The organism is Acidovorax sp. GW458-11-26-14-TSB4 (assembly GCF_059423865.1).
In genome coordinates this window covers 1,282,007-1,306,270 of record NZ_JBWKYR010000001.1, presented here as the reverse complement: position 1 = coordinate 1,306,270, position 24,264 = coordinate 1,282,007, and the positions used below count along the sequence as shown (strand labels likewise).

The following is a 24,264-nucleotide window of genomic DNA, read 5'->3' as shown; positions in this document are numbered from 1 at the left end:
GCAGGCTCTCGCCCCCGATCAGCGAATCTGCAGTGCCGGCCGGTTGCCTGCCGTTACCTTCTTCACCAGGGGTGGATTCATCGGCGCAGGAATTCCGCGCTGTGGTGGCGCCGTGGTGCCCCCCATGCCGGCAGGGCCGCCAGCCGCCTGCACCGCACCCGGCTGCAGCTTGAACTGGCTCACGGCCTGGGTCAGCTGCAGGGCCTGCTCGCGCAGGGATTCTGATGCGGCGGTGGACTGCTCCACCAACGCGGCGTTCTGCTGCGTCATGTTGTCCAGCTGGCTCACCGATTGGCTGATGTGGCCCACGTTGTCGCGCTGCTCGGCCGACGACGCCGTGATCTCGCTGATGATGTCCGAGACGCGGCGCACGCTGCCCACGATCTCGTTCATGGTGGCGCCGGCCTGGCTCACCAGGCGCGAGCCGTCCTCCACGCGTTCCACCGAGGAACCGATCAGGCCCTTGATCTCCTTGGCCGCCGCGGCCGAGCGCTGGGCCAGGTTGCGCACCTCGCTGGCCACCACGGCAAAGCCCCGGCCCTGCTCGCCGGCACGGGCGGCTTCCACGGCGGCATTGAGCGCCAGGATGTTGGTCTGGAAGGCGATGCCATCGATCACGCCCGTGATGTCGGCGATCTTGCGCGAGCTGGTGGTGATCTGGTCCATGGTGGTCACCACCTGGGAGACCACCACGCCGCCGCGCCCGGCCACCTCGGCAGCCGAGGTGGCGAAATCGCTGGCCTGGCGCGAGGACTGGGCACTCTGGCCGATGGTGCTGGTGAGCAGTTCCATCGACGAGGCGGCTTCCTCCAGGTTGGCCGCAGTCTGTTCGGTGCGGTGGCTCAGGTCGTGGTTGCCCGACGCGATCTCGGTGCTGGCCGTGGAGATGTTGCCCGCCGCCTCCTGCACCTGCTGCACCAGGCCGCGCAGCGCATCCTGCATGCGCGCCATGGAGGCCACGAGCTGGCCCACTTCATCCTGCGAGGTCACCTCGACATCGCGGGACAGGTCGCCGCCGGCGATGCGTTCGGCCAGCTCGCTGGCCTGCGCGATCGAGCGGGTGATCGAGCGCACGCTGAAGAAGGTCAGCGGAATGAGCACGGCCAGCGCCAGCACCAGCACGATGCCGATCAGGCCGGACATGGTGGTGGTCAAGCTGTTGACGCCTTCGCGCGCCTCGTCCATCTTGGTGCGTGCCGTCACGGAGAGATCGGACAGCAGCTTGTCCGTGGCCTCCATGTGCTTCTTCAAGCGGTCGGCATAGGCGCCGCCCACGGCACCGTCGATCTGCGCGCGCTCGATCTGCTCGAACACGGGAGAGATGCCGGCTTCATACTCCTTGACCTCGGCCAGGGACTTGTCGATGGCCTCGACAAACGCCGCGTCGCCCGATTGCACCTGGCGCACATCGGCCATGCCCTTGTTCAAGGCAGTGAGCGATTTTTTCCAGCTCTCGCGCAGGGCCGCCACTTCGACGGAGTTGTTGAAGCTGATGATGATGTCCTTTTCGATGCGGCGCAGGTCACCCAAGGTGGTGCGCAACTCGGCCACATCGGTCAAAGTCTGCACCCGCTGGGAGAACAGCTGGTCCAGGGTGCTTCGGGTGCGCTCCAGCGCGAGGTAACCCATGGCACCGATCACGACGAGCAGAACCAGGGAGAAAATCGTGCCGAAGTACAGTCGCGCACGGATCGAAAGACGGCTGAGCAGGTTCATCGCTCTTCCTTACATTTTTTGACAACTACAGCATAGCAACTTTGGTGCCACAGAACCATAGGTACCTGTGGAGCGTGTGTGGGCGCGACTGTATTCGCCCGCACACGCTCTGCCGCAGAGGGTATGTACCGCCTCCAGGGTGGCTAGTAGCCATTCTATGGATGCAGTAGCGTCACTTATTTGACAGGGGTGAGCGGCACGTAGAGCTGCCCGCCGGTGCGCTGGAATTCCGCCGCCTTGTCCTGCATGCCGGTGGACAGCGCCTGCCCTTCCGCCAGCCCCTTGTGGGCCGCGAAGTCGCGCACTTCCTGGGTGATCTTCATGGAGCAGAACTTGGGCCCACACATGGAGCAGAAGTGCGCCACCTTGGCGCTGTCCTTGGGCAGGGTTTCGTCGTGGTATTCCTGGGCCGTCTCGGGGTCCAGGCCCAGGTTGAACTGGTCCTGCCAGCGGAAGTCGAAACGCGCCTGGCTCAGCGCGTCGTCGCGCGTGCGCGCACCCGGGTGGCCCTTGGCCACGTCGGCGGCATGCGCGGCGATCTTGTAGGCAATGATGCCCTGCTTGACGTCGTCGCGGTCAGGCAGGCCCAGGTGCTCCTTGGGCGTCACGTAGCACAGCATGGCCGTGCCCATCCAGCCGATCATGGCCGCCCCGATGGCCGAGGCGATGTGGTCGTACCCCGGCGCGATGTCGATGGTCAGCGGCCCCAGGGTGTAGAACGGCGCCTCGTGGCAGGTCTTTAGCTGCTCGGTCATGTTGGCCTGGATCATGTGCATGGGCACATGCCCGGGGCCTTCGATCATGGTCTGCACATCGTGCTTCCAGGCCACCTGGGTCAGCTCTCCCAGGGTGTGCAGTTCGGCGAACTGGGCTTCGTCGTTGGCATCCGAGGCACAGCCCGGGCGCAGGCCGTCGCCCAGGCTGAAGGACACGTCGTAGGCCTTCATGATGTCGCAGATGTCCTCGAAGTGCTCGTACAGGAAGCTTTCGCGGTGGTGCGCCATGCACCACTTGGCCATGATGGAGCCGCCGCGCGAGACGATGCCCGTTCGCCGCGCCGCAGTGAGGTGGATGTAGGCCAGGCGCACGCCAGCGTGGATGGTGAAATAGTCCACGCCCTGCTCGGCCTGCTCGACCAGCGTGTCGCGGAAGATCGCCCAGGTGAGGTCCTCGGCAACGCCGCCCACTTTCTCCAGCGCCTGGTAGATGGGCACGGTGCCGATGGGCACGGGGCTGTTGCGCACGATCCAGTCGCGCGTGGTGTGGATGTTCTTGCCGGTGGACAGGTCCATCACGTTGTCGGCCCCCCAGCGGATGGCCCAGACCAGCTTTTCAACCTCTTCCTCGATGCTGGAGGTGACGGCCGAATTGCCGATATTGGCGTTGATCTTCACGAGGAAGTTGCGCCCGATGGCCATGGGCTCCACCTCGGGATGGTTGATGTTGGCCGGGATGATGGCGCGCCCGCGCGCCACCTCGTCGCGCACGAACTCGGGCGTGATGACCCGCGGAATGCTGGCGCCCATGGGGTTGCCGGCCAGGCGGCGCTCGCGCCCCGCATCGGCCTGGTACTGCGCCATCCATTCGCGCTTGCCGTTCTCGCGCAGGGCCACGTACTCCATCTCGGGCGTGATGATGCCTTTCCTGGCGTAGTGCATCTGTGTCACGTTGCCGCCGCTGCGCGCGCGCAAGGGCTGGCGCTGCAGGGCTGCGGCCTCGGCGCGCAACTGGGCCAGGCGCACGGCGTCCCCGCTTTTCTGGCCATCGTCCAGCGCCAGGGGCGCACGGCCCTCGTAGGCTTCGGTATCCCCCCGTGCCGCGATCCAGCCGCCGCGCACGCTGGCCAGTCCGCGCCGCACGTCGATGGCAGCGTCCGGGTCGGTATAGGGGCCGGAGGTGTCGTAGACGCTGACCTGCTCGCCGTTGGTCAGCGCGATGTCGCGCACAGGCACGCGCAGTTCGGGGTACCGTTGGCCGGGCAGGTAAGCCTTGCGCGAGGCCGGAAAAGGCTCGCGGGTGGCGGCCAGCAGCTCGGCGAATTCTTCGCGGTCAAGGGGGTCGGGTGCATTCATGGGGCAGGTCTCCAGGTTCCGGTGGCAAAGGGATTTGCTCCGGAATGGACCTGGCGCCCCGCGCACGCACCAAGGCTGGCGCATGGACGGCATGCTCCGCATGGGCAAGCCCAAAAAGGCGTGCGCGCGCAGGCATGAAGGTCGGCTCTTCTTCCGCCGGTATGAACCGGATCAAGTTCGTCGGGTTCGCAGGCCGCCTGACGAATCCATCGTCAGGCCCTTTGCATCTCAGCGCTTTCGCACACCCCGGAGCAGGCGCCAGTATAGCCATGCCGGCTGGAGAAACCCTACAACCGTCCGATCAGCACCACTGCAAAGAAAAACACGGCAGCGATGACCGTCCACTTGAGCACCACCAGGCCCCAGCGCTTGTAGTGCGGCTGGCCCGTGCCCGCATAGAAGGCGAAGGACACGGCGGCTGCCAGCAGCAGCGCCATGACCACCCAGCGAAAGAGCAGCATGGGGTGGTGCGCCGCCCTACCAGGCGCGCGCAGGCTGGACAAAGCCCTGCGGAGCCTGGCGTTCGTCCTGGAAGGTGACCTCTTCCCAGGCGTCGGGCTGGGACAGCAGCTCGCGCAGCAGCAGGTTGTTCATCGCATGGCCCGAGCGGAAGGCGCTGTACGCGGCCAGCAGTGGCCGGCCGATGATGTACAGGTCGCCCATGGCGTCGAGGATCTTGTGCTTGACGAATTCGTCGTCGTAGCGCAATCCGTCGCTGTTGAGCACCTTGTAGTCGTCCATCACGATGGCGTTGTCCAGCCCGCCGCCCAGGGCCAGGCCGTTGGAGCGCATCATCTCCACGTCGCGCGTGAAGCCGAAGGTGCGCGCGCGGGCGATGTCGCGGCTGTAGTTGCCCGAGCCCAGGTCGAACTCCACGCGCTGGCCGGTGGAATCCACCGCCGGGTGGTCGAAATCGATCTCGAAGCTCAGCTTGTAGCCATGGTAGGGGACGAGGCGCGCCCACTTGGCCTGGGCACCGCTGCCCTCGCGAACTTCCACGGGCCGCTTGACGCGGATGAAGCGTTTAGGCGCGTTCTGCAGCTCGATGCCCGCGCTCTGCAGCAGGAACACGAAGGACGAGGACGAACCGTCGAGGATGGGAACCTCTTCGGCCGTGATGTCCACGTACAGGTTGTCGAGCCCCAGGCCGGCGCAGGCCGACATCAGATGCTCCACGGTATGCACCTTGGCGCTGCCGACCCCGATGGTCGAGGCCAGCCGCGTGTCGGTCACCGCATCGGCCCGGATCGGAATGTCCACCGGCTGCGGCAGGTCCACCCGGCGGAACACGATGCCGGTGTCGGGCTGGGCTGGCCGCAGGGTCAGCTCGACCCGCTGGCCACTGTGCAGCCCCACGCCGACGGCGCGGGTCAAGGTCTTGAGGGTGCGTTGCTGGAGCATTCCCACATTGTAAAAGGGCGCGCCCGTCCCTGCTCGCAGCAAGACCATCCAGCCGCCCGGACCCTGTTCATGCTCAAGGCACACGCCAAAGCTTGCCGCAAAGCCCCCGGTAGACATAGGCGCCCGAGGGCGCCTGCGGGCTGGCGTCCTTGCGCTCCAGGCTGACGGCCAGCTCCACCGCCTTGGCGAACACGGTTTCGGCCGGTGCGCCCAGTTGCAGGTGCACGAAGGGCCCCTGCGGCAGCGGTGCCACCGGGCTGGCCTGGCCCGACGCATCCAGCGACCACAGGTACAGCACCTGGTCAGCAGGGACCGGGACTGCCGCCACGCGCTTGATGTCCACCGTGCGGCCCTGCCGCAGGCTGGAAACCACCAGGCCGGGCCGCCCATCGGCCAGGCCCAGCACGCCCACATAGCTTTCTGGCAACTGGGTGGATGCCGGCGTGTCCGGCCCGCCATGCTGCGCCTGCCAGAGCGATGGCAGCATCACCCCGACCAGAAGGCCGAGCGCCAGGGCACCCGCAGGGGCCGGTTGCAGCAGCCGCCTCCACCACGCCATCGGCGCAGCCGGCGCCTGCAGCCCCAGGCGCTGCTCGATGGCGCGCCAGGTGCCGGGCGCGGGCGTCTGGGGTGGCAGGGCCAGCAGCACGGGCGCCATGCGCTCGTTCCAGCGCGCCACGGCCTCGGCCAGGTCGGGGCGGCGTGCGAGCAGCTTTTCGAAGCGCCGGCGGGCACCGCCCTGCAAGGTGCCCAGCGCGTATTCGCCGGCCAACAGGTCCACCAGCCGGGGATGGTGGTGCCACATCATGTGCACGACTCCATGCAATCGCGCAGGCGTGCCAGGCTGCGGCGCATCCAGGCCTTGACCGTGCCCAGGGGCCGGGCCAGGCGCTGGGCCAGCTCGGCATGGGTGAGCCCCTCGTAGTAGGCCAGCAGCACGGCGCTGCGCGGCTCGCTGTCGATCTCGCCGATGCAGCGGCCCAGACGCGACCCATCTTCTTCGGCCAGCAATTGCTCCAGCGGCGAAGCGCCCTCGGCGGCGGCATCATGCACCTGCTCCTGGCCATCGGCATCGCGCCAGTGCAGAGAGGTCTCGGGGCGGCGCTTGCGCAAAGTGTCGATGGCGCGGTTGCGCGTGACCACGCACAGCCATGCCAGGCTCAGGCTCTGGCCTGGCGCGCCGGTCTGCGGGCGGTTCCACAGGTGCACGAACACCTCCTGCAGCACGTCCTCGGCCAGCGCGCGGTCCTGCACCACGCGCACGGCCACCGCCAGCAGCCGGCTGGCCACCAGCTGGTACAGGCGCTGCAGGGCCGAGGCGTCGCGCAAGACCACGCGCGACAGGAGCTGCGCCACCGCCTTCGGCAGCTCGTCGGAGGGCATGGCCGCCGCGCTCATTTCGGCACCGCGAAAAGCTGCACCGGCATGCCCGAGGCCTGGGTGAAGCCGGCCCGGATCTCCTCGAAGGTTCCGACGCGGATGTCCTCGAAATCGCCCCAGCGCAGCGGTGGCGGCAGGTCGCCATAGACCTCGATGGGCGCATGCAGGCAGGCGAACTCGGCCGCCGGGTTGAGCACGAAGCGCCCGTTGCCCGGCAGGCTGCGGGCCTGCCCCGGCACCATGCGCGGGTCGCGCTCGAAGCGGTTGGGGAAGATGCGCTGGATGCGCCGCGTCGCCGGGTCCTGCGAGTAGCAGTACACATAGCCGGGCCGCTGCACCGCGAGGTCCAGGCGGGCGCTGCCCCGCTCTGGCGCAGCCAGCGCCACGGCCAGCGCAGGGATGTCGGGCGCGGGCGGCGGCGCAGCCGCAGCCGCAGCGGCGGCCGCGGCGGGGTCGGTGCCGGCAGGTGCGGCCGCCGCCACGGGCGCCAGCGCCGCGCCGGAGGCACGTGTCGCCGTGTTGCGCGGCAGCGCCTGCAACGGGCCCCGCGGCACCTTGCCCAGAACGAAGGAGCGGAAGAAGCCCTGGTCCATGGCCCCCTGGACCGGCAGGCCCAGGGCCTTGCGGTAGCTTTGCAGCGCGGCGTCGAAGGCGGCGTCGGCCTGGCCGTCGATGGCACCGTCGTAGTAGCGCCGCTCGCGCATGCGCTCCTTGTAGAAGGCGATGCGCTCGCCCTCGTCCATGGACAGGAACCAGTCGGCCAGCTCGCGCTGCACCTCGGCATCGGTATCGGCCGTGCCCAGGCATTGCCAGTACGGTGCGCGCAGCAGCTTGCCCACCAGTTCCACGGCGGCCAGCTCGACCATGTTGCGCGCGGCCTGCGAGGGACCGTCGGCGCGCGAGGTGGTGAACGAGAAGACCACGCCGATGCCGGGATTGACCAGCTGCGCCTGGCCATCGGCCGCGCTGGCATCGCGGCTGGCCAGCACGGTGGTGTTCTTCGAGGACACGCCGGGCAGCAGGGTCATGCTGTCGGTCTCGACCACGGCAGCATCGAGCCCGAGCACCGAGAATTTCGTCTCGCTGCCAAAGCGCACGCCGAACACCGACTGCGCCAGCGTGGCACCGAAGGAGCGGCCGTCCTTGAGCACCGATTCGTCAAGCTGGCTCACCGTGCCGCGGATGTTGTAGGCCGGTACCACGCTGAAGGCGCTGGTGCGCTGGGCCTGGGCCAGCGCCTGCGTGAGGTTCTGCTGGTCGCTGCCGAAGACCGACAGGCGCACGCCGCGCGAGCGCCGCGTCATGTCCGAGACGGCCGACGTGAGCATGTCGCGGGCCGACACGGGCACCTTCTGCGTGGCATCGCGGAACTCCTCCATCATCATGGTGATGTCGCGCGTACCCATGTCGAACATCATCTCGTCCATGCAGCGCAGCGCGGGCGTGAAGTTGGTGATGGTGCGCTGCGCCCGGTCCGAGGGGTTGGCCTGGGAGCGCACCGCATTGAGGGCGGCGCGGTCCGGGGCGCCGGCACAGCCGACGAGGGCCAGCACGGCGGCCACAGCGGCTGCGCGGCGGACCCGGCCGCGCACGGGAGAGTGGTTGGATGTCATGGCGATCTCGGCGAAAGGGATGAACGTGCACAGGACGGCCCGCACCGCGCCCCTGGGTGGGTGCACGGTAAGGGCCGGCTAGGGATGTCAGCGGCCGACAGGGCGCGTGTACGACACGCGCACCCAGCGGTCCTCGTTGCCTGCGGCATCGGTGTCCAGGCTCCAGTCGTTGCCGGGGCCGGCGTGCTCACCGTCGGGCTTGGTGGGGCCTTCGGTCGGGCCCTGGCAGCGGTCTTCACCCCGCTTGATTTCCAGGCGCCAGCCGACTCCGCCCACGTTCTGGCACATGGGCTTGCGCTTTTCGATCTTTTCGCAGCCCAGGCTGTCCTGGCTGCGCCCAGTCACGTCGGTGTAGCCGGCAGGGCAGCTCACGCCGTTGGCGGGGTTCTTGCCAAGGGTGTAGTGCACCGGGTAGCTGGCAGGCCACAGGTGAACCACCTTCTCGGCCACGAACTTGTCGGCGCCCGCGCCATTGACGACACGCTGGTAACGCCCTTCGTCCGGCCCCAGCAGTGCAGCCGGCCCAACAGCCGTGAGGTAGCCCATGATGTCGCCGGGCAGGCCCGACTGGCCCTTGAGCTTGGGCGGACCGGCCACCGGGTTCATGGCCGACGGCACGCTGACCACGTCACCCGTCACGGCGGGCAGGCATTTGTCGGCACCCGCCATCTGGATGGTCACGTAGTTGGGCTTGTTGGCGGGCGGGCAGATCGAGCCGCGCTCGAACACCAGGGTGACGCTGCACTTGAGCACGCCGCCGGTACGGTTGACCTCGGTGTTGGCCGGGCATTCGGCGCGCTCGGGCACATTGCCCGTGGCACGCAGCAGGGACGCCTTGTCGGCCCAGGCGGAGGTGGAGACAGCGGCACCGGCCAGGGTGAGGCAGGCGATGGCGACAGACGAGAATTTCATGATGGTGTCCTGAAGAAAGGAGTGAAGAAGAGGGTGTGAAGAAGGTGTCGGAGGCAGATCGGCCGTCAGGGCTTGGGCACCACGTGCCACACACCGCCCATGCCATCGCCCAGCCGGTCGCCGGCCTTGGCATCGCTGGCGTAGTAGTACAGGGGCTTGCCCTTGAAGCTCCACTGCCGTGCGCCGCTGGCTTCGATCAGGCCGAAGTCGCCTTCGGCCTTGGCGCCAGCCTTGGCAGTGAAAGCAGGCCAGGCAGCAAGGCAGCCACCGCTGCAGTTGCTTTTTCCGGGAGCGTCCTTGTCGAAGGTGTAGACCGTGCGGCCGCTGGCGTCGGCAAGCACGCCCTGCTGGAAGACGGGCTGGGCCTGCGCTGCCAGCGCCGTCAGGCCCAGGAGCAGTGCGGGTGCGAGGTGTCGAATGGGTTGCATGTTGGTTCCTGTCTCGGTGGTTCCGGTTGGGGGCGCCCCATGGCGTCCTGCTTGTGGAACGGGGCGTTCTGCGTTCTGGATGCGGGGTCCGTGAAAATTTTTTGCCCCCGGGGCGGCACGCGCCATGGCATCTGCGGCCCTGGGAAAATCGTAGGTTTCGGGCGCTCCACCCGCACCCCATGAACATGGGAGAGTGGGGCCGAGAACATGGGATGACGCAGGCCACGCGGACGCTAAGATGGAGCAACTCCCACCTCGCAGCCCCTACCCCGCCTTCCATGAGCACACCCCGCTGGCGCGTCGTACTGATCGAGGACGACACCGAGATGCGCAGATTCTTCGAGGGCTGCGTCACCGCCCATCCCGAGCTGGAGCTGGCCGCTTCCTTCGGCATGCTGGCGCCTGCGCGCGCCTGGCTCGACGAGCACCCGGCCGACGTGCTGCTCACCGACCTGGCACTGCCCGACGGCCATGGCCTGGCTTTGCTGCAGCATGTGGTGCGCACGCAGCCGGCCTGCGAGGTGCTGGTGGTCTCGGTCTTCGGCGACGAAGACACTGTGATCGCCTGCGTGGAGGCCGGTGCCGTGGGCTACATCCAGAAGGACTCCACGCCAGCCGATGTGGGCCGGATCATCCTGGGCGTCAAGCACGGCGAATCGCCGATCTCACCGATGATCGCGCGCAAGCTGCTGGCCCGGCTGCGCCAGCACGGTGGGCGCACGCAGCCGCAGCCTGTGGAGCCGTCGCTGCCGGCACTGGAGCTCACCCCGCGCGAGTCGGACGTGCTGGAGCTGATCGCGCGGGGTTACTCCTACGCGGAGATCGCACGCCTGCAGGACATTTCCAAGCACACGGTACAAAGCCACATCAAGAACCTGTACAGCAAGCTGGCCGTGCACTCGCGCGGTGAGGCCGTGTTCGAAGCCAGCCGCATGGGCCTGCTGGACCGCACGCGGCGCAGCCCCTGAGCCCGGGCACGGGAGCCACCGATGCTGCACCTGCTTGCACGCTGCCTCCTGCATGGCCTGCTGCTGTGCTGGCAGGTGCTGCCGGCCCATGCCCAGGGCACCGCCGTGCAGGAGGAGGCTGCGCCGGGCACTCCGGGCGTGCAGGTACTCAGCCAGGTCCAACTGGGCATACGCCTGCGCGGGGATTCCGGCCCGCCTGCGCAGGCCTTGCCTTTCACCCTGCCCCTGCATTGGGATGTGCTGCACCGGCGCAAGGCCGGCTGGGCCACGGCGCGGTTGGCGTTCGACGTTCCGGCGGCCGCCCGCCAGGAGCCCCATGCGCTGCTGATCCCCCGCTTGGGCAATGCCTACCGCGTCACGCTCAACGGCGAGGTGCTGGCCAGCGGCGGCGCGCTGCTCACGCCCAACGATGGCTGGACCGGGCGCAGGCCGCTGTGGCTGCGCCTGCCAGGGCCTTTGCTGCAGGAACACAACGAACTGGCCATCACCATCCGTGCCGACTACCTGCGGCGTGCCGGCATCTCACCCGTGCAGGTAGGGCCCGAGGCGCTGCTCCAGGAGCGCTGGCATGCGCTCGAATGGCAGCGCGTGACGCTGCCCCGGGCGATCTCCCTGTTCAGCCTGGTGGTCGGTGTCTTCTGCCTGCTGCTGTGGTGGCAGCAGCGCCAGGCCCTCTACGCCTACGCCGCACTGTGCGAACTGCTTTGGGCCTGCCGCATCACCGCGACCTGGATGGAGGACATCTTCCTGTCCTGGCCCCACTGGTTCCAGGCCGTGCAGGGCCTGTTCTGGGCCGGCTGCCTGTCGCTGTACTGGCTGGCACGCGCGGTCTGGGGGCCGCGCCCGCGCGCCGAGACCTGGGCGGCCTGGGCCATCTTCGGGCTGTGTCCGCTGGCCGTGCTGCTCGGAGCCGATGCAGTGCTGGGCTGGACCGTGGCCTTGCTGGCGTCCTGGGTGGCGCTGGTGGTGCAACTGGCCCGGCATTGCCGGCCCCCTTGCGACGGCCCCCGGCTGTGGATGCTGCTGGCACTGTGCGTGTGCTGGGTGGCCCTGGTGCGCGACATCACGGCGGCACGCCTGGCGCCCGCCCAGTACATGGACGGAGGATGGACCCTCTGGGCCGCCACACTGGCCGGCCTGGCGGTGCTGGCCATCGTGGGGCAACGCTTCCAGCAAGCGCGCCAACAACTGCTGCAGCTGACCGCATCGCTGGAGCAGCGGGTGCACGAGCGCGAGGAGAAGCTCGCCCGCCAGCACGAGGCGCTGCGCGCACTGGAGCGCACCAGTGCCAAATCGGAGGAGCGTGCACGTATCCTGCGCGACATGCACGATGGTGCTGGCGCCCACCTGATCACCGCCATGCGCCAGCTGGAGGGCGGCGTGGCATCGCAGGCCCAGGTGATGCAGACGCTGCGCGAATCGCTCGACCAGCTGCGCCTGTCGGTCGACGCCATGTCCCTGCCTGCCGGCGACGTGAATGCACTGCTGGCCAGCCTGCGCTTCCGGCTGGAGCAACGCATCCGCGATTCGGGCCTGGAGCTGGTGTGGGATGTGCAATTGCTGCCGTTGTGGTCCGGCTGCAGCGAGGAGGCCATGCGCCACCTGCAGTACATCGTCTTCGAGGCCATTTCCAACGCGCTGCAGCACGCACGCGCGCGTGAACTGCGCCTGTCCGCGCAGTCCGATGCCGACACCATCACCGTCCGGATACAGGACGACGGCGTGGGCCGGCAGGACGGTGCCAGTGGCAACGGACTGCGCACCATGCAGGAGCGTGCCCTGCTGATTGGCGCCCTGCTGACGGTGTGCCGCGGGGAGGGTGCTGGCACCACCGTGCAGGTGGCATTGCCGCTCAAGGTTGCGAGCAGCGCAGCGCCTGCGGCCCCGTCCTCCCCGGCGCCATGAAGAAAGGGGCCGCAGGCCCCTTGGGATAAACAGGCATGCCGGGCCGCAGTGCGTGCGGCCCCACCGCCATCAGTCCGCCTGCTTGCGCAGGAAAGCCGGGATTTCCAGGTCGTCCATGCCGCCCGAAGACAGCGCGTCCACGCGGGCAGCGGCCTGCGTGCGGTTGGTGCGCCAGACGCTGGGCACCGACATGCTGCCGTAGTCGGCCTGCGAGCTGCCGCCGCCGTGGCCGGTCTGGCCGGGAACCGCGCCCATGGCGTTGCCCATCACGCCCGCAGCGCCGGCCACGGGGATCTGGTAGGCCATGTTGTCGGTGCCGGTGCGCAGGCCGCCCTGCACCACCGAGATCGGCTGGCGGCGGGCATTGTGGCGCGACAGGCCGGTGGCGACCACGGTCACGCGGATTTCGTCACCCAGGGTGTCGTCGTAGGCCGCGCCGAAGATCACGTGGGCATCCTTGGAGGCATAGGCGTTGATGGTGTTCATCGCCAGGCGCGACTCGGACAGCTTCAAGCTGCCTTTGCTGGCCGTGACCAGCACCAGCACGCCCTTGGCGCCCGAAAGGTCGATGCCTTCGAGCAGCGGGCAGGCGATGGCCTGCTCGGCCGCGATGCGCGCGCGGTCCGGGCCGCTGGCAGTGGCCGTGCCCATCATGGCCTTGCCGGGCTCGCCCATCACGGTGCGCACGTCTTCGAAGTCGACGTTCACCTGGCCGTACTCGTTGATGATCTCGGCAATGCCGCCCACAGCGTTCTTGAGCACATCGTTGGCGTGCGCGAAGGCTTCGTCCTGGGTGATGTCGTCGCCCAGCACTTCCAGCAGCTTTTCGTTGAGCACGACGATCAGCGAGTCGACGTTGGCTTCGAGTTCGGCCAGGCCGTTGTCGGCGTTGGCCATGCGGCGCCCGCCTTCCCAGTCGAAAGGCTTGGTGACAACGCCCACGGTGAGGATGCCCATCTCCTTGGCGATGCGGGCGATCACGGGCGCAGCACCCGTGCCCGTGCCGCCACCCATGCCGGCGGTGATGAACAGCATGTGCGCGCCGTCGATGGCAGCGCGGATGTCCTCCACGGCGGCTTCGGCTGCATCACGGCCCTTGTCGGGCTTGCTGCCCGCGCCCAGGCCGCTGGCGCCGAGCTGGATCACGCTGTGCGCGGAGCTGCGCGTGAGCGCCTGCGCATCGGTGTTGGCACAGACGAATTCCACGCCCTGCACGCTGCGGGCAATCATGTGTTCGACGGCGTTGCTGCCGCCGCCACCCACGCCGATCACCTTGATCTGCGTGCCCTGGTTGAATGTTTCGGCTTCGATCATTTCGATGGACATGTTGGAGCTCCTGGTTCTGTCTTCGTACGCAATTGCAAAATGGGGTTCGGTGTTGTCTGGTGGCGCGGGCGGCAAGGCGGTCCTGTGCATCGCCATCGCCCGCCGGGCATTCGGGGACCTGCGCGCGCAAATCGGTGGCAGTGGTTCATGGCCATCAGAAGTTCCCCACGATGAAGTCCTTGAACCGACCGAACGCCGTCTTCATGGAGCCGCTCTTTTGCGCCACCTTGAAGCCGCGCAGGCGTGCCAGGCGCGCCTCTTCAAGCAAGCCCATGACGGTGGAGGCACGCGGCTGGGCCACCATGTCCGACAGGGCGCTCGCATACTTGGGAATGCCGCGGCGCACAGGCTTGAGGAAGATGTCTTCCCCGAGTTCGATCATGCCCGGCATGACGGCGCTGCCGCCGGTGAGCACGATGCCCGAGGACAGCACTTCTTCGTAGCCCGACTCGCGGATCACCTGCTGCACCAGCGAGAAGATCTCTTCGACGCGCGGCTCGATCACGCCGGCCAGCGCCTGCTTGCTGAGCATGCGCGGGCTGCGGTCGCCCAGGCCGGGCACTTCCACCTGGCTCTCGGGGTCGGCCAGCAGTTGCTTGGCGTAGCCGCTCTCGACCTTGATGTCTTCGGCGTCCTTCGTTGGCGTGCGCAGCGCCATGGCGATGTCGCTGGTGATAAGGTCGCCGGCGATCGGGATCACCGCCGTGTGGCGGATGGCGCCCCCGGTGAAGATGGCCACGTCGGTCGTGCCCGCGCCGATGTCCACCACCACCACACCGAGTTCGCGCTCGTCGTCGGTCAGCACGGCCTGGCTCGACGCCAGCGGATTGAGCAGCAGTTGCTCGACCTCCAGCCCACAGCGGCGCACGCACTTGATGATGTTCTCGGCCGCGCTCTGGGCACCGGTCACGATGTGGATCTTGGCCTCCAGGCGGATGCCGCTCATGCCGATGGGCTCCTTCACGTCCTGCCCGTCGATCACGAACTCCTGGGGCTCCACCAGCAGCAGGCGCTGGTCGGACGAGATGTTGATGGCCTTGGCCGTCTCCACCACGCGCGCCACATCGGCCGAGGTGACTTCCTTGTCCTTGACGGCCACCATGCCGCTGGAATTGAGGCCGCGGATGTGGCTGCCGGTGATGCCGGTGTACACGCGCTGGATCTTGCAGTCGGCCATCAGCTCAGCCTCTTTCAGAGCCTGCTGGATGCTCTGCACCGTGGCGTCGATGTTGACCACCACGCCGCGCTTCAAGCCATTGCTCGGGGCCACGCCCAGGCCGGCGAGCTTGAGCTCGCCGCCGGGCAGGACTTCGGCAACCACGGCCATGATCTTCGCCGTGCCGATGTCCAGGCCGACCACCACGTCTTTGTATTCTCTTGCCATATTCAGTCACTGCCCTTCGTTGTTCCGCCCTGCCCGCTGCGCCGTATGTACCTTGCCTGCATGCTGCTACCTCCGTGTGGCGGCCGCTGCTGCCGCCTCCGGGCCCGTAGTGGTGGTCACACCCTTGAGCCGCAATGCATAGCCTCCCGCGTGCCGCAGGTCCGCCGACTCGAGCGCATCCACCCGGCGCTTGTACTGGGCCGCCACCTGGGTCAGCGTGCGTGCAAAGCGCTTGGCACGCGCCACCACCTCCGCTGGCGTGCCGCCCCCGAGTTCCACCACCGCCCCGGTGTCCAGCGTCGCGCGCCAGCCACCCCGGCCGGTGAGCGCCAGCTCCTCCACATCCATGCCCAGCGGTTCGAACACCGGCTGCATCAGGCCGTACATCTGCAGTACTTCGCCCGAGGTCCCGCTGGGGCCCTGCAGGCGCGGCAGGCCGTCCTGCTCCACGTCGTCCACGTTCGCCTCGAAAACCTCGCCCTGCGTGTTGACCATGGCCGATCCCGACTCGGGCCCCCAGTACGCCACGGCGTCGTGCTCTTCGAGCACCACATGCAGGCTGCCCGGAAACTCGCGCCGCACTGCGGCCTTGCGCACCCAGGGCACCTGCTCGAAGGCCTCGCGCGCCTTGCGCAGGTCCACCGTGAAGAAGTTGCCCACCAGGTGCGGCGCCACATTGGCGCGCAAGGTGACGGCGTTGTTGTGCACCAGCTCGCCCTGCACCACGATGCGCGCGATCGCAAAACCCGGATAGCGCAGCACCCACCAGGCGCCCGCCGCCAGCACGAGCAGGGCGCAGCCCACGAACAGGACCGATGCGGTCATGTTCATGAGCTTGACGTCCAGCGGTGCGGGCAGCGCGTTGGTGTTCATCAGGTCCCCAGGGTGCTGCCGACAGGCGTGTCCATGGTGGCGGTGGCCAGCACCCCCACGCACAGGTCTTCGTAGCTGATGCCCGACGCGCGCGCCGACATGGGCACGAGCGAATGCCCCGTCATGCCGGGCGAGGTGTTGATCTCCAGCAGGAAGGGCTGGCGGTCGCTGGCGCGGATCATGATGTCCGCACGCGCCCAGCCGCGGCAGCCCAGCGAGCGGAAAGCCGCCACCACCAGGCGCTGGATCTCCCGCTCCTCGGCCTCGGGCAGACCGCTCGGGCAGTGGTACTGCGTGACGTCGGTGAAGTATTTGTTCTGGTAGTCGTAGTTGCCCTCGGGCGCGACGATGCGGATCACTGGGAGCGCGTAGGCGCTGGCGCCCTCGCCCAGGATGGGGCAGGTGGTTTCCTCGCCTTCGATGAACTGCTCGCAAAGCACCTCGGGGTCGTAGCGCGAGGCCAGGGCGTAGGCCTGGGCACACTGCTCGGGCGAGGTGACCTTGGTCAGGCCGATGGTGGAGCCTTCGCGCGAGGGCTTGACGATCATCGGAGCCCCCAGGGCAGCCAGCGCGTCCGTGGTCTCGGCCACGCTGCCCACCAGGCGCCAGTCCGGCGTGGGCAGGCCCTCGGCGCGCCAGATGCGCTTGGTCATGATCTTGTCCACCGCGATGCTGGAGGCCATCACGCCCGGGCCGGTGTAGGGAATGCGCAGCAGCTCCAGTGCGCCCTGCACCGTGCCGTCCTCGCCATGGCGGCCGTGCAGTGCGATGAAGCAGCGTGCATAACCATCGCGGCGCAACTCGCCCAGCTCGTTTTGCGAGGGGTCGAAGGCATGGGCATCCACGCCGCGCGAGCGCAGCGCCTGCAGCACACCGGTGCCGGACATCAGCGACACCTCGCGCTCGGCGGACGCGCCGCCCATCAGCACGGCCACTTTGCCCAGAGCCTTCACATCCACGTTGGAACCCAGTTTCTTCGTCATCGTCATGTCGCGCTCCCCGCCAGCGCCTTGCTATCGGATTGGTTGTTGTTCTGCAGCATCTCCACTACCTTGGCCGGCACGGCCCCGATGGAGCCCGCGCCCATGCACATCACCACGTCGCCATTGCGCGCGTTGTCGGCAATGGCCTGGGGCAGCTCGGCCACGTCGTCCACGAAGACCGGCTCCACGCGTCCGGCCACGCGCAGGGCGCGTGCCAGCGAGCGGCCATCGGCGGCGACCACGGGCGCCTCGCCCGCGGCATAGACCTCGGTGAGCAGCACCGCATCGGCATTGCCGATGACCTTCACGAAATCCTCGAAGCAGTCGCGCGTGCGGCTGTAGCGGTGCGGCTGGAAGGCCAGCACCAGGCGCCGCCCTGGGAAGGCGCCACGCGCCGCGGCCAGCGTGGCCGCCATCTCCACCGGGTGGTGACCGTAGTCATCGATGACGGTGAAGCGGCCACCGTCCTTCGCCGGCAGTTCGCCATAGCTCTGGAAGCGCCGGCCCACGCCCTTGAAGCCGGCCAGCGCACGCTGCACGGCCTCATCGGGGATGTTCAGTTCCACCGCCACGGCGATGGCCGACAACGCATTGAGCACGTTGTGCTCGCCCGCAAGGTTGAGCACGATCTCCAGGTCCGGCAGCGTGACGCCGTTGCGCCGCTGCACGGTGAAGCGCATCTGCCCACCCTCTGCGCGCACATTGACGGCGCGCACCTGGGCGTCTTCGGAAAAGCCATAGCTCGTGATCGGGCAGGTCACGCTCTGCAGGATGTCGCGCACGGCCGGGCTGTCCACGCACAGGATGGCGGTGCCGTAGAAGGGCATGCGGTGCAGGAAATCGACGAAGGCCCCCTTGAGCCGACCGAAGTCGTGCCCGTAGGTCTCCATGTGGTCGGCGTCGATATTCGTCACCACCGCCATCACGGGCAACAGGTTCAGGAACGAGGCGTCGGACTCGTCGGCCTCGACCACGATGTAGTCGCCGCTGCCCAGCTTGGCATTGGCGCCGGCGCTGTTCAGGCGCCCGCCGATCACAAAGGTCGGGTCCAGCCCCGCCTCGGCCAGCACGCTGGTCACCAGGCTGGTGGTGGTGGTCTTGCCGTGCGTGCCGGCAATGGCGATGCCCTGCTTCAGGCGCATCAGCTCGGCCAGCATCAGGGCACGGGGCACCACGGGGATGCGCTTGTCGCGTGCGGCCAGCACCTCGGGGTTGTCGGCCGTGACGGCGGTGGAAGTAACCACCGCATCGGCGCCATCGATGTGCGCGGCCGCATGGCCCAGGCAGGTCTTGATACCCAGGCCCTGCAGGCGGCGCAAGGTGGCGCTGTCGGCCAGGTCCGAGCCGGAAATGCGGTAGCCGAGGTTGAACAGCACCTCGGCGATGCCGCTCATGCCGGCGCCTCCGAGGCCCACGAAATGGATGTGGCGAATGGCGTGCTTCATGGTGTTGCAAGCTCCTCGCAGGCAGTCACCACTTCATGGGTGGCGTTGATTTTTTGCATCTTCTTGGCTTCTGTGGCCCGGCGCAGCAGCTCCGGGCGCTCTGTGTTGCTCAGCACCGCGGCCAGGCCCTGGGCCGTGAGCTCGCGCTGCGGCACCAGCCAGCCGCCCCCGGCGTCCACGAGGAAGCGTGCGTTGGTGGTCTGGTGGTCGTCCACCGCCGAGGGGAAAGGCACGAACAGGGCGGCAGCGCCCACGGCAGCGATTTCGGTCACGGTGCTCGCGCCCGCGCGGCAGACGATGAGGTCGGCCTGCGCAAACGCGGTGGCGGTGTCGTCGATGAAGGGGGTCAGCTCGGCTTCGACCCCGGCGGCGGCATAGTTGGCGCGCAGCGTGTCGATCTGGGTGGCTCCGCTCTGGTGCAGCACCACGGGGCGCTGGGCGGCGGGAATCAGGGCCAGGGCCTGGGGCACGATCTCGTTGAGTGCGCGTGCGCCCAGGCTGCCCCCCACCACCAGCAGGCGCAGCGGTCCGCTGCGGCCGGCAAAGCGTTCGGCCGGATCCGGCTGGCGCGTGAACGGTGCGCGCAACGGGTTGCCCACCCACTGGCCCTTCTTGAACGCGCTGGGGAAGGCGGTGAACACCCGGTCGGCCACGCCCGCCAGCACCTTGTTGGCCATGCCCGCCACCGAGTTCTGCTCATGCAGCACCAGCGGCTTGCCCCACAGCACGCCCATCATGCCGCCTGGGAAGGTGATGTAGCCGCCCAGGCCCACCACCACGTCGGGCTTGACGCGGCGCACCACCTGCAGCGCCTGCCAGAAGGCGCGCAAGAGGCGCAGCGGCAGCAGGGCCAGCGTGATCGGGCCCTTGCCACGCACGCCTGAAAAATCGATGGTCTCCAGCGCAAAGCCCTGCGGTGGCACGATGCGCGACTCCATGCTGCCGGGCGCGCCCAGCCAGTGCACGCGCCAGCCGCGTGCGCGCAGTTCCTCGGCCACGGCCAGGCCGGGGAAGATATGGCCGCCGGTGCCACCGGCCATGATGAGGGCGGTCTTAGGTGCCGTCATACCCAGCCGCGCCTCATCATCAGACGCTGCGCGTCTGGCATTGCTTGCGCAACGCAGTGCTTGTTTTGACGCAACAAACACCTCATACGCGGCCTGCGCGCATGACCGGGCGCTGCGCACCCGGCATTGCTTACGCAATGCGGTGCATTGTTTTGAATCAACAAGCACCTCATACGCGGCCTCCGCGCATGAGGTGCTTGTTTTCATAATCCACCCGCAGCACCACCGCGATCGCCACCAGGTTCATCAGGATGGCCGAGCCCCCGAAGCTCATGAGCGGCAGCGTGAGCCCCTTGGTGGGCAGGGCCCCCAGGTTCACGCCCATGTTGATGAAGGCCTGGAAGCCCAGCCAGATCGCCACGCCCTGGGCCACCAGACCCGCGAACACACGGTCGAGCGCAATCGCCTGGCGGCCTATGTGCATGATGCGGCGCGTCATCCACAGGAACAGCACGATCAGCACGAGCACGCCCATGAGGCCAAACTCCTCGCCGATCACGGCCAGCAGGAAGTCGGTGTGCGCCTCGGGCAGCCAATGGAGCTTTTCCACGCTGCCGCCCAGGCCCACGCCGAAGATCTCGCCGCGGCCGATGGCGATCAGCGAGTGCGACAGTTGGTAGCCCTTGCCCAGCGCATGCTGCTCGCTGAACGGATCGAGGTAGGCGAACACGCGCTCGCGGCGCCAGGGCGAGCTGGCGATCATCAGCGCGAAGGCGCCCACCAGCACGCCCGCGATCAGGAAGAACATGCGGGCGTTGACGCCTCCCAGGAACAGGATGCCCATGGCGATCACGGCCACCACCATGAAGGCGCCCATATCGGGCTCGGCCAGCAGCAGCACGCCGACGATGGCCACGGCAGCGCCCATGGGCAGCACGGCGCGGAAGAAGCGCTCCTTGACCTCCATCTTGCGCACCATGTAGTCGGCGGCATAGATGAGCACGGCGAACTTGGCGATTTCGGAGGGCTGAAAGCCCACCGGCCCGATGGACAGCCAGCGGCGCGCGCCATTGACCACCTTGCCCACGCCCGGGATCAGCACCGCCATCAGCAGCAGCAGCGCCGCCACGAAGAGCCAGGGCGCCGCGCGCTCCCAGAGCTTCATGGGCACCTGGAAGGCCAGCAGCGCCGCGACGAAGCCCACCACCAGGTACATCATGTGCCGAGTGAGGAAATGGGTGGGTGCGTAGTTGGCGAAGCGCGGGTTGTCCGGCATGGCGATGGAGGCCGAATACACCATCACCAGGCCCCAGGCCAGCAGGCCTACCACCACCCACAGCAGGGCCTGGTCGAAGCCCAGCACGCTGGCGGGCGTGGTGGTGGACTGGCGGTACTCGGTGCCGCCGACGCGCACCGGCAGCCCCTCGCCGGCCTTGCCGGTGAGGCGGCCGAGCCAGCCGGCCAGGCGCTGCTGCAGGCCCACGGGGGCGCTGGCGCTGGTTGCAGCCATCACATGCCCTCCAGGGATTGGCCGGCGTCCTGCGCCATGGTCAGCACGGTGTCGCAGAACACACGCGCGCGGTGTTCGTAGCCGGTGAACATGTCGAAGCTGGCGCAGGCAGGCGACATCAGCACCGCGTCGCCCGCGTGTGCACGCTCGCGCGCCTGGTGCACGGCCTCGGGCAGCGTGACCGCATCGAGCAACGCAACCCCGCTGTCCTGCAGCGCAGCGCGGATCAGCGGCGCATCGCGCCCGATCAGCACCACGGCGCGCGCATAGCGCGCCACCGGCGTGGCCAGGGGTGCAAAGTCCTGCCCCTTGCCATCGCCGCCCAGGATCAGCACGATGCGCCGGTCGGCCCCCAGGCCGTTGAGGGCGGCCACGGTGGCGCCCACGTTGGTGCCCTTGCTGTCGTCGAAATACTCCACGCCGTCGATCAAGGCCACGGGCTCCACACGGTGCGGCTCGCCCCGGTACTCGCGCAGGCCGAACAGCATGGCCGACAGCGTGCAGCCGGCCGACGACGCCAGGGCCAGTGCCGCCAGCGCGTTGGAGGCGTTGTGGCGCCCGCGGATGCGCAGCGCGTCGGCTGGCATCAGGCGCTGGATGTGCAGGTCTTCTTCATCCACCACGGCAACCGGCGCGGCCTCGCCCGTTGCTGCGGCCACCGCACGTCGACGGGTGCTGCGCTTGCGGGTTTCGTCGGCTTCGTGCGCGCGCACCAGCCAGGGAATGCTGCCCACGGTCTCGATACCGAAATCCCCGGGGCGCCGGGGCATGTCGATGCCGAAGCTCAGGTGCTCCCGCAGGGGCACTTTCACGGGCTGCTTGCTGCGCGCGCTCGGGGCGGGCTTGCCGGAGGCCAGCTGTGCCGCCTGGGCCGTGGCGGCAGAGGCCGTGCCGAGCATGTCCATGACCGTGGTGTCGTCGCGGTTGAGCACCATCAGGGCCGTGTCGCCGAAGATGCGCGCCTTGGCCGCCGCGTAGGCGCCGATGTCGCCATGCCAGTCCAGGTGGTCCTGGGTGATGTTGAGCACCGTGGCGGCCGTGGGCTCGAAGCCGGTGGCGCCATCGAGCTGGAAGCTGGAGAGCTCCAGCACCCAGACCTCGGGCAGGGTATCGGCGTCGATGTGCCCGGCCAGGGTATCGAGCAGTGTGGGGCCGATGTTGCCGGCCACGGCCACGCTCTTGCCGGCACGCTCCACCAGTTGCCCGGTGAGCGAGGTGACGGTGGTCTTGCCGTTGGTTCCGGTGATGGCCAGCACGGCTGGTGCGTAGCCGTGCGAAGCGCGAAGGTACTGCAGCGCCGCCGCGTACAGCCCGAGCTCGCCACCCGTGGCCAGGCCGATGGCTTGCGCCGCCGCCCACACCGGCGCGATGGTGGCGGGGCTCAGACCAGGGGAACGGTAGACCGCGTGCACGCCGGCACCGCCTTCGACCAGGCTGGCGTCGAACGGTCCGGACACGAAACGCACGCCGGGCAGTTCGTGCCGCAGCACCGCCAACTGGGGCGGGGCCTCGCGCGTGTCCGCCACGGTGACGGTGGCACCGCAGCGCACGCACCAGCGCGCCATGGCCAGGCCGGAGGCGCCCAGGCCCAGCACCAGGAAGTGCTTGCCTTCATAGGGCAGCATGCCCTCGCCCGGGCGGCCCTGGGGCTGCGCCGCCTCGGCCTCGCCATTCGGGTCGTCCACCGGTGCGGCCAGCAGCGGCGAGGGCTCAGGCGTATCGGGGGCGTTCACCTCGGCAAAGATCTGCGCCACGAAGTCCGCGGCGGCCTTGGCGGCAGAGATGGCAGGGGCCACATAGCCATCGGAGGGCGCAGACGGGGTTGCAGCCGTGGGCGCTCCCTGAACGGGATTCTCAAGCACAGGATCAGCCGCCGCGTCTGCCTCGGCGTTCTGTGGCGCCTGTGCAGCCGTCACGTCCCCGGCAGGGAGCTCGCTGTCCACGGGATCGAGCGCCTTGGTTTGCTGCGCCATGGGCTCTGCCGCCTCGGCATCCTCTGCGGGCGGGGTGTGCACGGCCTCGGGCACGCGCACCCTCTCCTCACCGGCCATCTCGGGCAGGTGCTCGCCGGCCAGGGGGCCGTTGGCTTGGGGATCGTGGGGCGTGGTCGTCATGATCAGCGCAGCTTGAGCGTGGACAGCCCGATCAGGCACAGCAGCATGGTGATGATCCAGAAGCGCACGACCACCTGGGTCTCCTTCCAGCCGCTCTTCTCGAAGTGGTGGTGCAAGGGGGCCATCTTGAGCAGGCGGCGGCCTTCGCCATAGCGCTTCTTGGTGTATTTGAACCAGGTCACCTGCAGCATCACCGACAGGGCTTCGACCACGAAGATGCCGCCCATGATGGCCAGCACGATCTCCTGGCGCACGATGACCGCGATGGTGCCCAGCGCAGCGCCCAAGGCCAGCGCGCCCACGTCGCCCATGAACACCTGGGCGGGATGGGCGTTGAACCACAGGAAGGCCAGGCCGGCCCCGGCCATGGCGGCGCAGAAAATCAGCAGCTCACCGGCCCCCGGGATGTTGGGGAAGAACAGGTACTTGGAATAAACCGAGCTGCCGGTGACATAGGCGAACACCCCCAGGGCCGAGCCCACCATCACCACCGGCATGATGGCCAGGCCGTCCAGGCCGTCGGTCAGGTTCACGGCGTTGCTGGACCCCACGATGACCAGGTAGGTCATGACCACGAAGCCGAGCACGCCCAGCGGGTAGCTCACTTCCTTGAAGAAAGGCAGCTGCAGGCCGGCCTTTGGCGGCAGGTCGAGCGCGAAGCCCGACTGCACCCAGGTCATGAACAGCTCGAAGACCTTGGCGTTGGAGCTCTCCGAAATGCTGAACACCAGGTAGACCGCCGCAATCAGGCCGATGACGGACTGCCAGAAGTACTTCTCGCGGGAGCGCATGCCCTCGGGGTCCTTGTTGACCACCTTGCGCCAGTCGTCGACCCAGCCGATGGCACCAAAGCCCAGCGTGACGATGAGCACGATCCACACGAAGCGGTTGGACAGGTCGAACCACAGCAGCGTGGAGATCGCGATCGACAGCAGGATCAGCACGCCGCCCATGGTCGGTGTGCCGCTCTTGGACAGGTGCGACTGCATGGCGTAGCCGCGGATGGGCTGGCCGATCTTGAGCGAGGTGAGCACGCGGATCACCTTGGGGCCGGCGAGCAGGCCGATGAGCAGCGCGGTGAGCGCCGCCATCACCGCGCGGAAGGTGAGGTACTGGAACACGCGGAAGAAGCCGAGCTCGGGCGACAGCCCCTGCAGCCATTGCGACAGGATCAGCAGCATGCGGCACCTCCTTGCAAGAGGCGCCGGCCCTGGCAGGCACTCGTCG

General features: G+C 68.4%; 20 protein-coding genes and 1 riboswitch. Of the genes, 2 read left to right on the top strand and 18 right to left on the bottom strand.

Annotation, left to right across the window (positions count from 1 at the left end; translation table 11 throughout):
* Window positions 1-18: 18 nt before the first annotated feature.
* From AC07X5_RS06200 to AC07X5_RS06160, 9 genes are all read right to left on the bottom strand, one after another.
* Entirely contained in the window at window positions 19-1,716 is a 1,698-nt protein-coding gene (locus AC07X5_RS06200; protein ID WP_494769414.1) for a methyl-accepting chemotaxis protein, read from the bottom strand.
* A 176-nt stretch (window positions 1,717-1,892) separates the two neighbouring features.
* Entirely contained in the window at window positions 1,893-3,788 is a 1,896-nt protein-coding gene (gene thiC / locus AC07X5_RS06195; RefSeq protein WP_494769413.1) for a phosphomethylpyrimidine synthase ThiC, read from the bottom strand.
* A 131-nt stretch (window positions 3,789-3,919) separates the two neighbouring features.
* A riboswitch (TPP riboswitch) is annotated at window positions 3,920-4,047 on the bottom strand.
* A gap of 28 nt (window positions 4,048-4,075) precedes the next feature.
* Window positions 4,076-4,249: a hypothetical protein gene (locus tag AC07X5_RS06190; RefSeq protein WP_409957866.1), complete on the bottom strand. Its 174-nt coding sequence runs from the start codon at window positions 4,247-4,249 to the stop codon at window positions 4,076-4,078.
* Window positions 4,250-4,265: 16 nt separating this feature from the next.
* A complete protein-coding gene (lpxC, locus tag AC07X5_RS06185) occupies window positions 4,266-5,189 on the bottom strand; it encodes a UDP-3-O-acyl-N-acetylglucosamine deacetylase (protein ID WP_494769412.1) in 924 nt (307 codons plus the stop codon).
* A gap of 73 nt (window positions 5,190-5,262) precedes the next feature.
* Complete coding sequence (locus AC07X5_RS06180) at window positions 5,263-5,997, bottom strand: anti-sigma factor (protein WP_494769411.1); 735 nt, start codon at window positions 5,995-5,997, stop codon at window positions 5,263-5,265.
* Window positions 5,994-6,572 carry a sigma-70 family RNA polymerase sigma factor gene (locus tag AC07X5_RS06175; protein ID WP_494769410.1) on the bottom strand — a complete coding sequence of 193 codons (579 nt, stop codon included), beginning with the start codon at window positions 6,570-6,572 and terminating at the stop codon, window positions 5,994-5,996. The genes AC07X5_RS06180 and AC07X5_RS06175 overlap by 4 nt, the downstream gene beginning before the upstream one ends.
* A gap of 11 nt (window positions 6,573-6,583) precedes the next feature.
* Complete coding sequence (locus tag AC07X5_RS06170; protein ID WP_494769409.1) at window positions 6,584-8,182, bottom strand: DUF4384 domain-containing protein; 1,599 nt, start codon at window positions 8,180-8,182, stop codon at window positions 6,584-6,586.
* Window positions 8,183-8,269: 87 nt separating this feature from the next.
* A complete protein-coding gene (locus AC07X5_RS06165) occupies window positions 8,270-9,094 on the bottom strand; it encodes a hypothetical protein (protein WP_494769408.1) in 825 nt (274 codons plus the stop codon).
* A gap of 65 nt (window positions 9,095-9,159) precedes the next feature.
* Window positions 9,160-9,522, bottom strand: a complete 363-nt coding sequence (locus AC07X5_RS06160; RefSeq protein WP_494769407.1) for a COG4315 family predicted lipoprotein — start codon at window positions 9,520-9,522, stop codon at window positions 9,160-9,162.
* Between the two features lie 278 nt (window positions 9,523-9,800).
* On the opposite strand from AC07X5_RS06160, the gene AC07X5_RS06155 reads away from it, so the two are divergent.
* Complete coding sequence (locus tag AC07X5_RS06155) at window positions 9,801-10,490, top strand: response regulator (protein WP_409957873.1); 690 nt, start codon at window positions 9,801-9,803, stop codon at window positions 10,488-10,490.
* A gap of 21 nt (window positions 10,491-10,511) precedes the next feature.
* The gene (locus AC07X5_RS06150) at window positions 10,512-12,395 is read left to right on the top strand and encodes a sensor histidine kinase (RefSeq protein WP_494769406.1); all 1,884 of its coding nucleotides are present in this window, start codon (window positions 10,512-10,514) and stop codon (window positions 12,393-12,395) included.
* Window positions 12,396-12,464: 69 nt separating this feature from the next.
* On the opposite strand, the gene ftsZ is transcribed toward AC07X5_RS06150, so the two are convergent.
* The 9 genes from ftsZ to mraY all read right to left on the bottom strand — a co-directional run bounded on the left by ftsZ (window position 12,465) and on the right by mraY (window position 24,218).
* Window positions 12,465-13,721: a cell division protein FtsZ gene (gene ftsZ, locus AC07X5_RS06145; protein ID WP_409957875.1), complete on the bottom strand. Its 1,257-nt coding sequence runs from the start codon at window positions 13,719-13,721 to the stop codon at window positions 12,465-12,467.
* A gap of 154 nt (window positions 13,722-13,875) precedes the next feature.
* Complete coding sequence (gene ftsA, locus AC07X5_RS06140) at window positions 13,876-15,105, bottom strand: cell division protein FtsA (protein ID WP_184859518.1); 1,230 nt, start codon at window positions 15,103-15,105, stop codon at window positions 13,876-13,878.
* Window positions 15,106-15,171: 66 nt separating this feature from the next.
* Window positions 15,172-15,978, bottom strand: coding sequence for a cell division protein FtsQ/DivIB (locus AC07X5_RS06135; protein ID WP_494769405.1), 807 nt, complete (start codon window positions 15,976-15,978; stop codon window positions 15,172-15,174).
* The gene (locus tag AC07X5_RS06130) at window positions 15,978-16,967 is read right to left on the bottom strand and encodes a D-alanine--D-alanine ligase (protein ID WP_494769404.1); all 990 of its coding nucleotides are present in this window, start codon (window positions 16,965-16,967) and stop codon (window positions 15,978-15,980) included. Before AC07X5_RS06130 ends, AC07X5_RS06135 begins: the two co-directional genes overlap by 1 nt.
* Entirely contained in the window at window positions 16,964-18,406 is a 1,443-nt protein-coding gene (gene murC / locus AC07X5_RS06125; RefSeq protein ID WP_494769403.1) for a UDP-N-acetylmuramate--L-alanine ligase, read from the bottom strand. The genes AC07X5_RS06130 and murC overlap by 4 nt, the downstream gene beginning before the upstream one ends.
* Entirely contained in the window at window positions 18,403-19,473 is a 1,071-nt protein-coding gene (murG, locus tag AC07X5_RS06120; protein ID WP_494769402.1) for an undecaprenyldiphospho-muramoylpentapeptide beta-N-acetylglucosaminyltransferase, read from the bottom strand. The genes murC and murG overlap by 4 nt, the downstream gene beginning before the upstream one ends.
* 169 nt (window positions 19,474-19,642) lie before the next feature.
* Window positions 19,643-20,923, bottom strand: coding sequence for a putative lipid II flippase FtsW (gene ftsW, locus AC07X5_RS06115; protein ID WP_494769401.1), 1,281 nt, complete (start codon window positions 20,921-20,923; stop codon window positions 19,643-19,645).
* Window positions 20,923-22,896: a Mur ligase family protein gene (locus AC07X5_RS06110; protein ID WP_494769475.1), complete on the bottom strand. Its 1,974-nt coding sequence runs from the start codon at window positions 22,894-22,896 to the stop codon at window positions 20,923-20,925. Before AC07X5_RS06110 ends, ftsW begins: the two co-directional genes overlap by 1 nt.
* Before the next feature lie 143 nt (window positions 22,897-23,039).
* Window positions 23,040-24,218 carry a phospho-N-acetylmuramoyl-pentapeptide-transferase gene (gene mraY, locus AC07X5_RS06105; protein WP_494769400.1) on the bottom strand — a complete coding sequence of 393 codons (1,179 nt, stop codon included), beginning with the start codon at window positions 24,216-24,218 and terminating at the stop codon, window positions 23,040-23,042.
* Window positions 24,219-24,264: the final 46 nt, after the last annotated feature.

Coding starts and splice junctions, on each gene's coding strand:
- AC07X5_RS06110 (WP_494769475.1), bottom strand. CDS start 22,896: ATGGCGCAGCAAACCAAGGCGCTCGATCCCGTGGACAGCGAGCTCCCT.
- AC07X5_RS06170 (WP_494769409.1), bottom strand. CDS start 8,182: ATGACATCCAACCACTCTCCCGTGCGCGGCCGGGTCCGCCGCGCAGCC.
- AC07X5_RS06130 (WP_494769404.1), bottom strand. CDS start 16,967: ATGACGATGACGAAGAAACTGGGTTCCAACGTGGATGTGAAGGCTCTG.
- thiC (WP_494769413.1), bottom strand. CDS start 3,788: ATGAATGCACCCGACCCCCTTGACCGCGAAGAATTCGCCGAGCTGCTG.
- lpxC (WP_494769412.1), bottom strand. CDS start 5,189: ATGCTCCAGCAACGCACCCTCAAGACCTTGACCCGCGCCGTCGGCGTG.
- murG (WP_494769402.1), bottom strand. CDS start 19,473: ATGACGGCACCTAAGACCGCCCTCATCATGGCCGGTGGCACCGGCGGC.
- AC07X5_RS06160 (WP_494769407.1), bottom strand. CDS start 9,522: ATGCAACCCATTCGACACCTCGCACCCGCACTGCTCCTGGGCCTGACG.
- AC07X5_RS06175 (WP_494769410.1), bottom strand. CDS start 6,572: ATGCCCTCCGACGAGCTGCCGAAGGCGGTGGCGCAGCTCCTGTCGCGC.
- mraY (WP_494769400.1), bottom strand. CDS start 24,218: ATGCTGCTGATCCTGTCGCAATGGCTGCAGGGGCTGTCGCCCGAGCTC.
- AC07X5_RS06190 (WP_409957866.1), bottom strand. CDS start 4,249: ATGCTGCTCTTTCGCTGGGTGGTCATGGCGCTGCTGCTGGCAGCCGCC.
- AC07X5_RS06165 (WP_494769408.1), bottom strand. CDS start 9,094: ATGAAATTCTCGTCTGTCGCCATCGCCTGCCTCACCCTGGCCGGTGCC.
- AC07X5_RS06135 (WP_494769405.1), bottom strand. CDS start 15,978: ATGAACACCAACGCGCTGCCCGCACCGCTGGACGTCAAGCTCATGAAC.
- ftsW (WP_494769401.1), bottom strand. CDS start 20,923: ATGGCTGCAACCAGCGCCAGCGCCCCCGTGGGCCTGCAGCAGCGCCTG.
- murC (WP_494769403.1), bottom strand. CDS start 18,406: ATGAAGCACGCCATTCGCCACATCCATTTCGTGGGCCTCGGAGGCGCC.
- ftsZ (WP_409957875.1), bottom strand. CDS start 13,721: ATGTCCATCGAAATGATCGAAGCCGAAACATTCAACCAGGGCACGCAG.
- ftsA (WP_184859518.1), bottom strand. CDS start 15,105: ATGGCAAGAGAATACAAAGACGTGGTGGTCGGCCTGGACATCGGCACG.
- AC07X5_RS06180 (WP_494769411.1), bottom strand. CDS start 5,997: ATGATGTGGCACCACCATCCCCGGCTGGTGGACCTGTTGGCCGGCGAA.
- AC07X5_RS06150 (WP_494769406.1), top strand. CDS start 10,512: ATGCTGCACCTGCTTGCACGCTGCCTCCTGCATGGCCTGCTGCTGTGC.
- AC07X5_RS06200 (WP_494769414.1), bottom strand. CDS start 1,716: ATGAACCTGCTCAGCCGTCTTTCGATCCGTGCGCGACTGTACTTCGGC.
- AC07X5_RS06155 (WP_409957873.1), top strand. CDS start 9,801: ATGAGCACACCCCGCTGGCGCGTCGTACTGATCGAGGACGACACCGAG.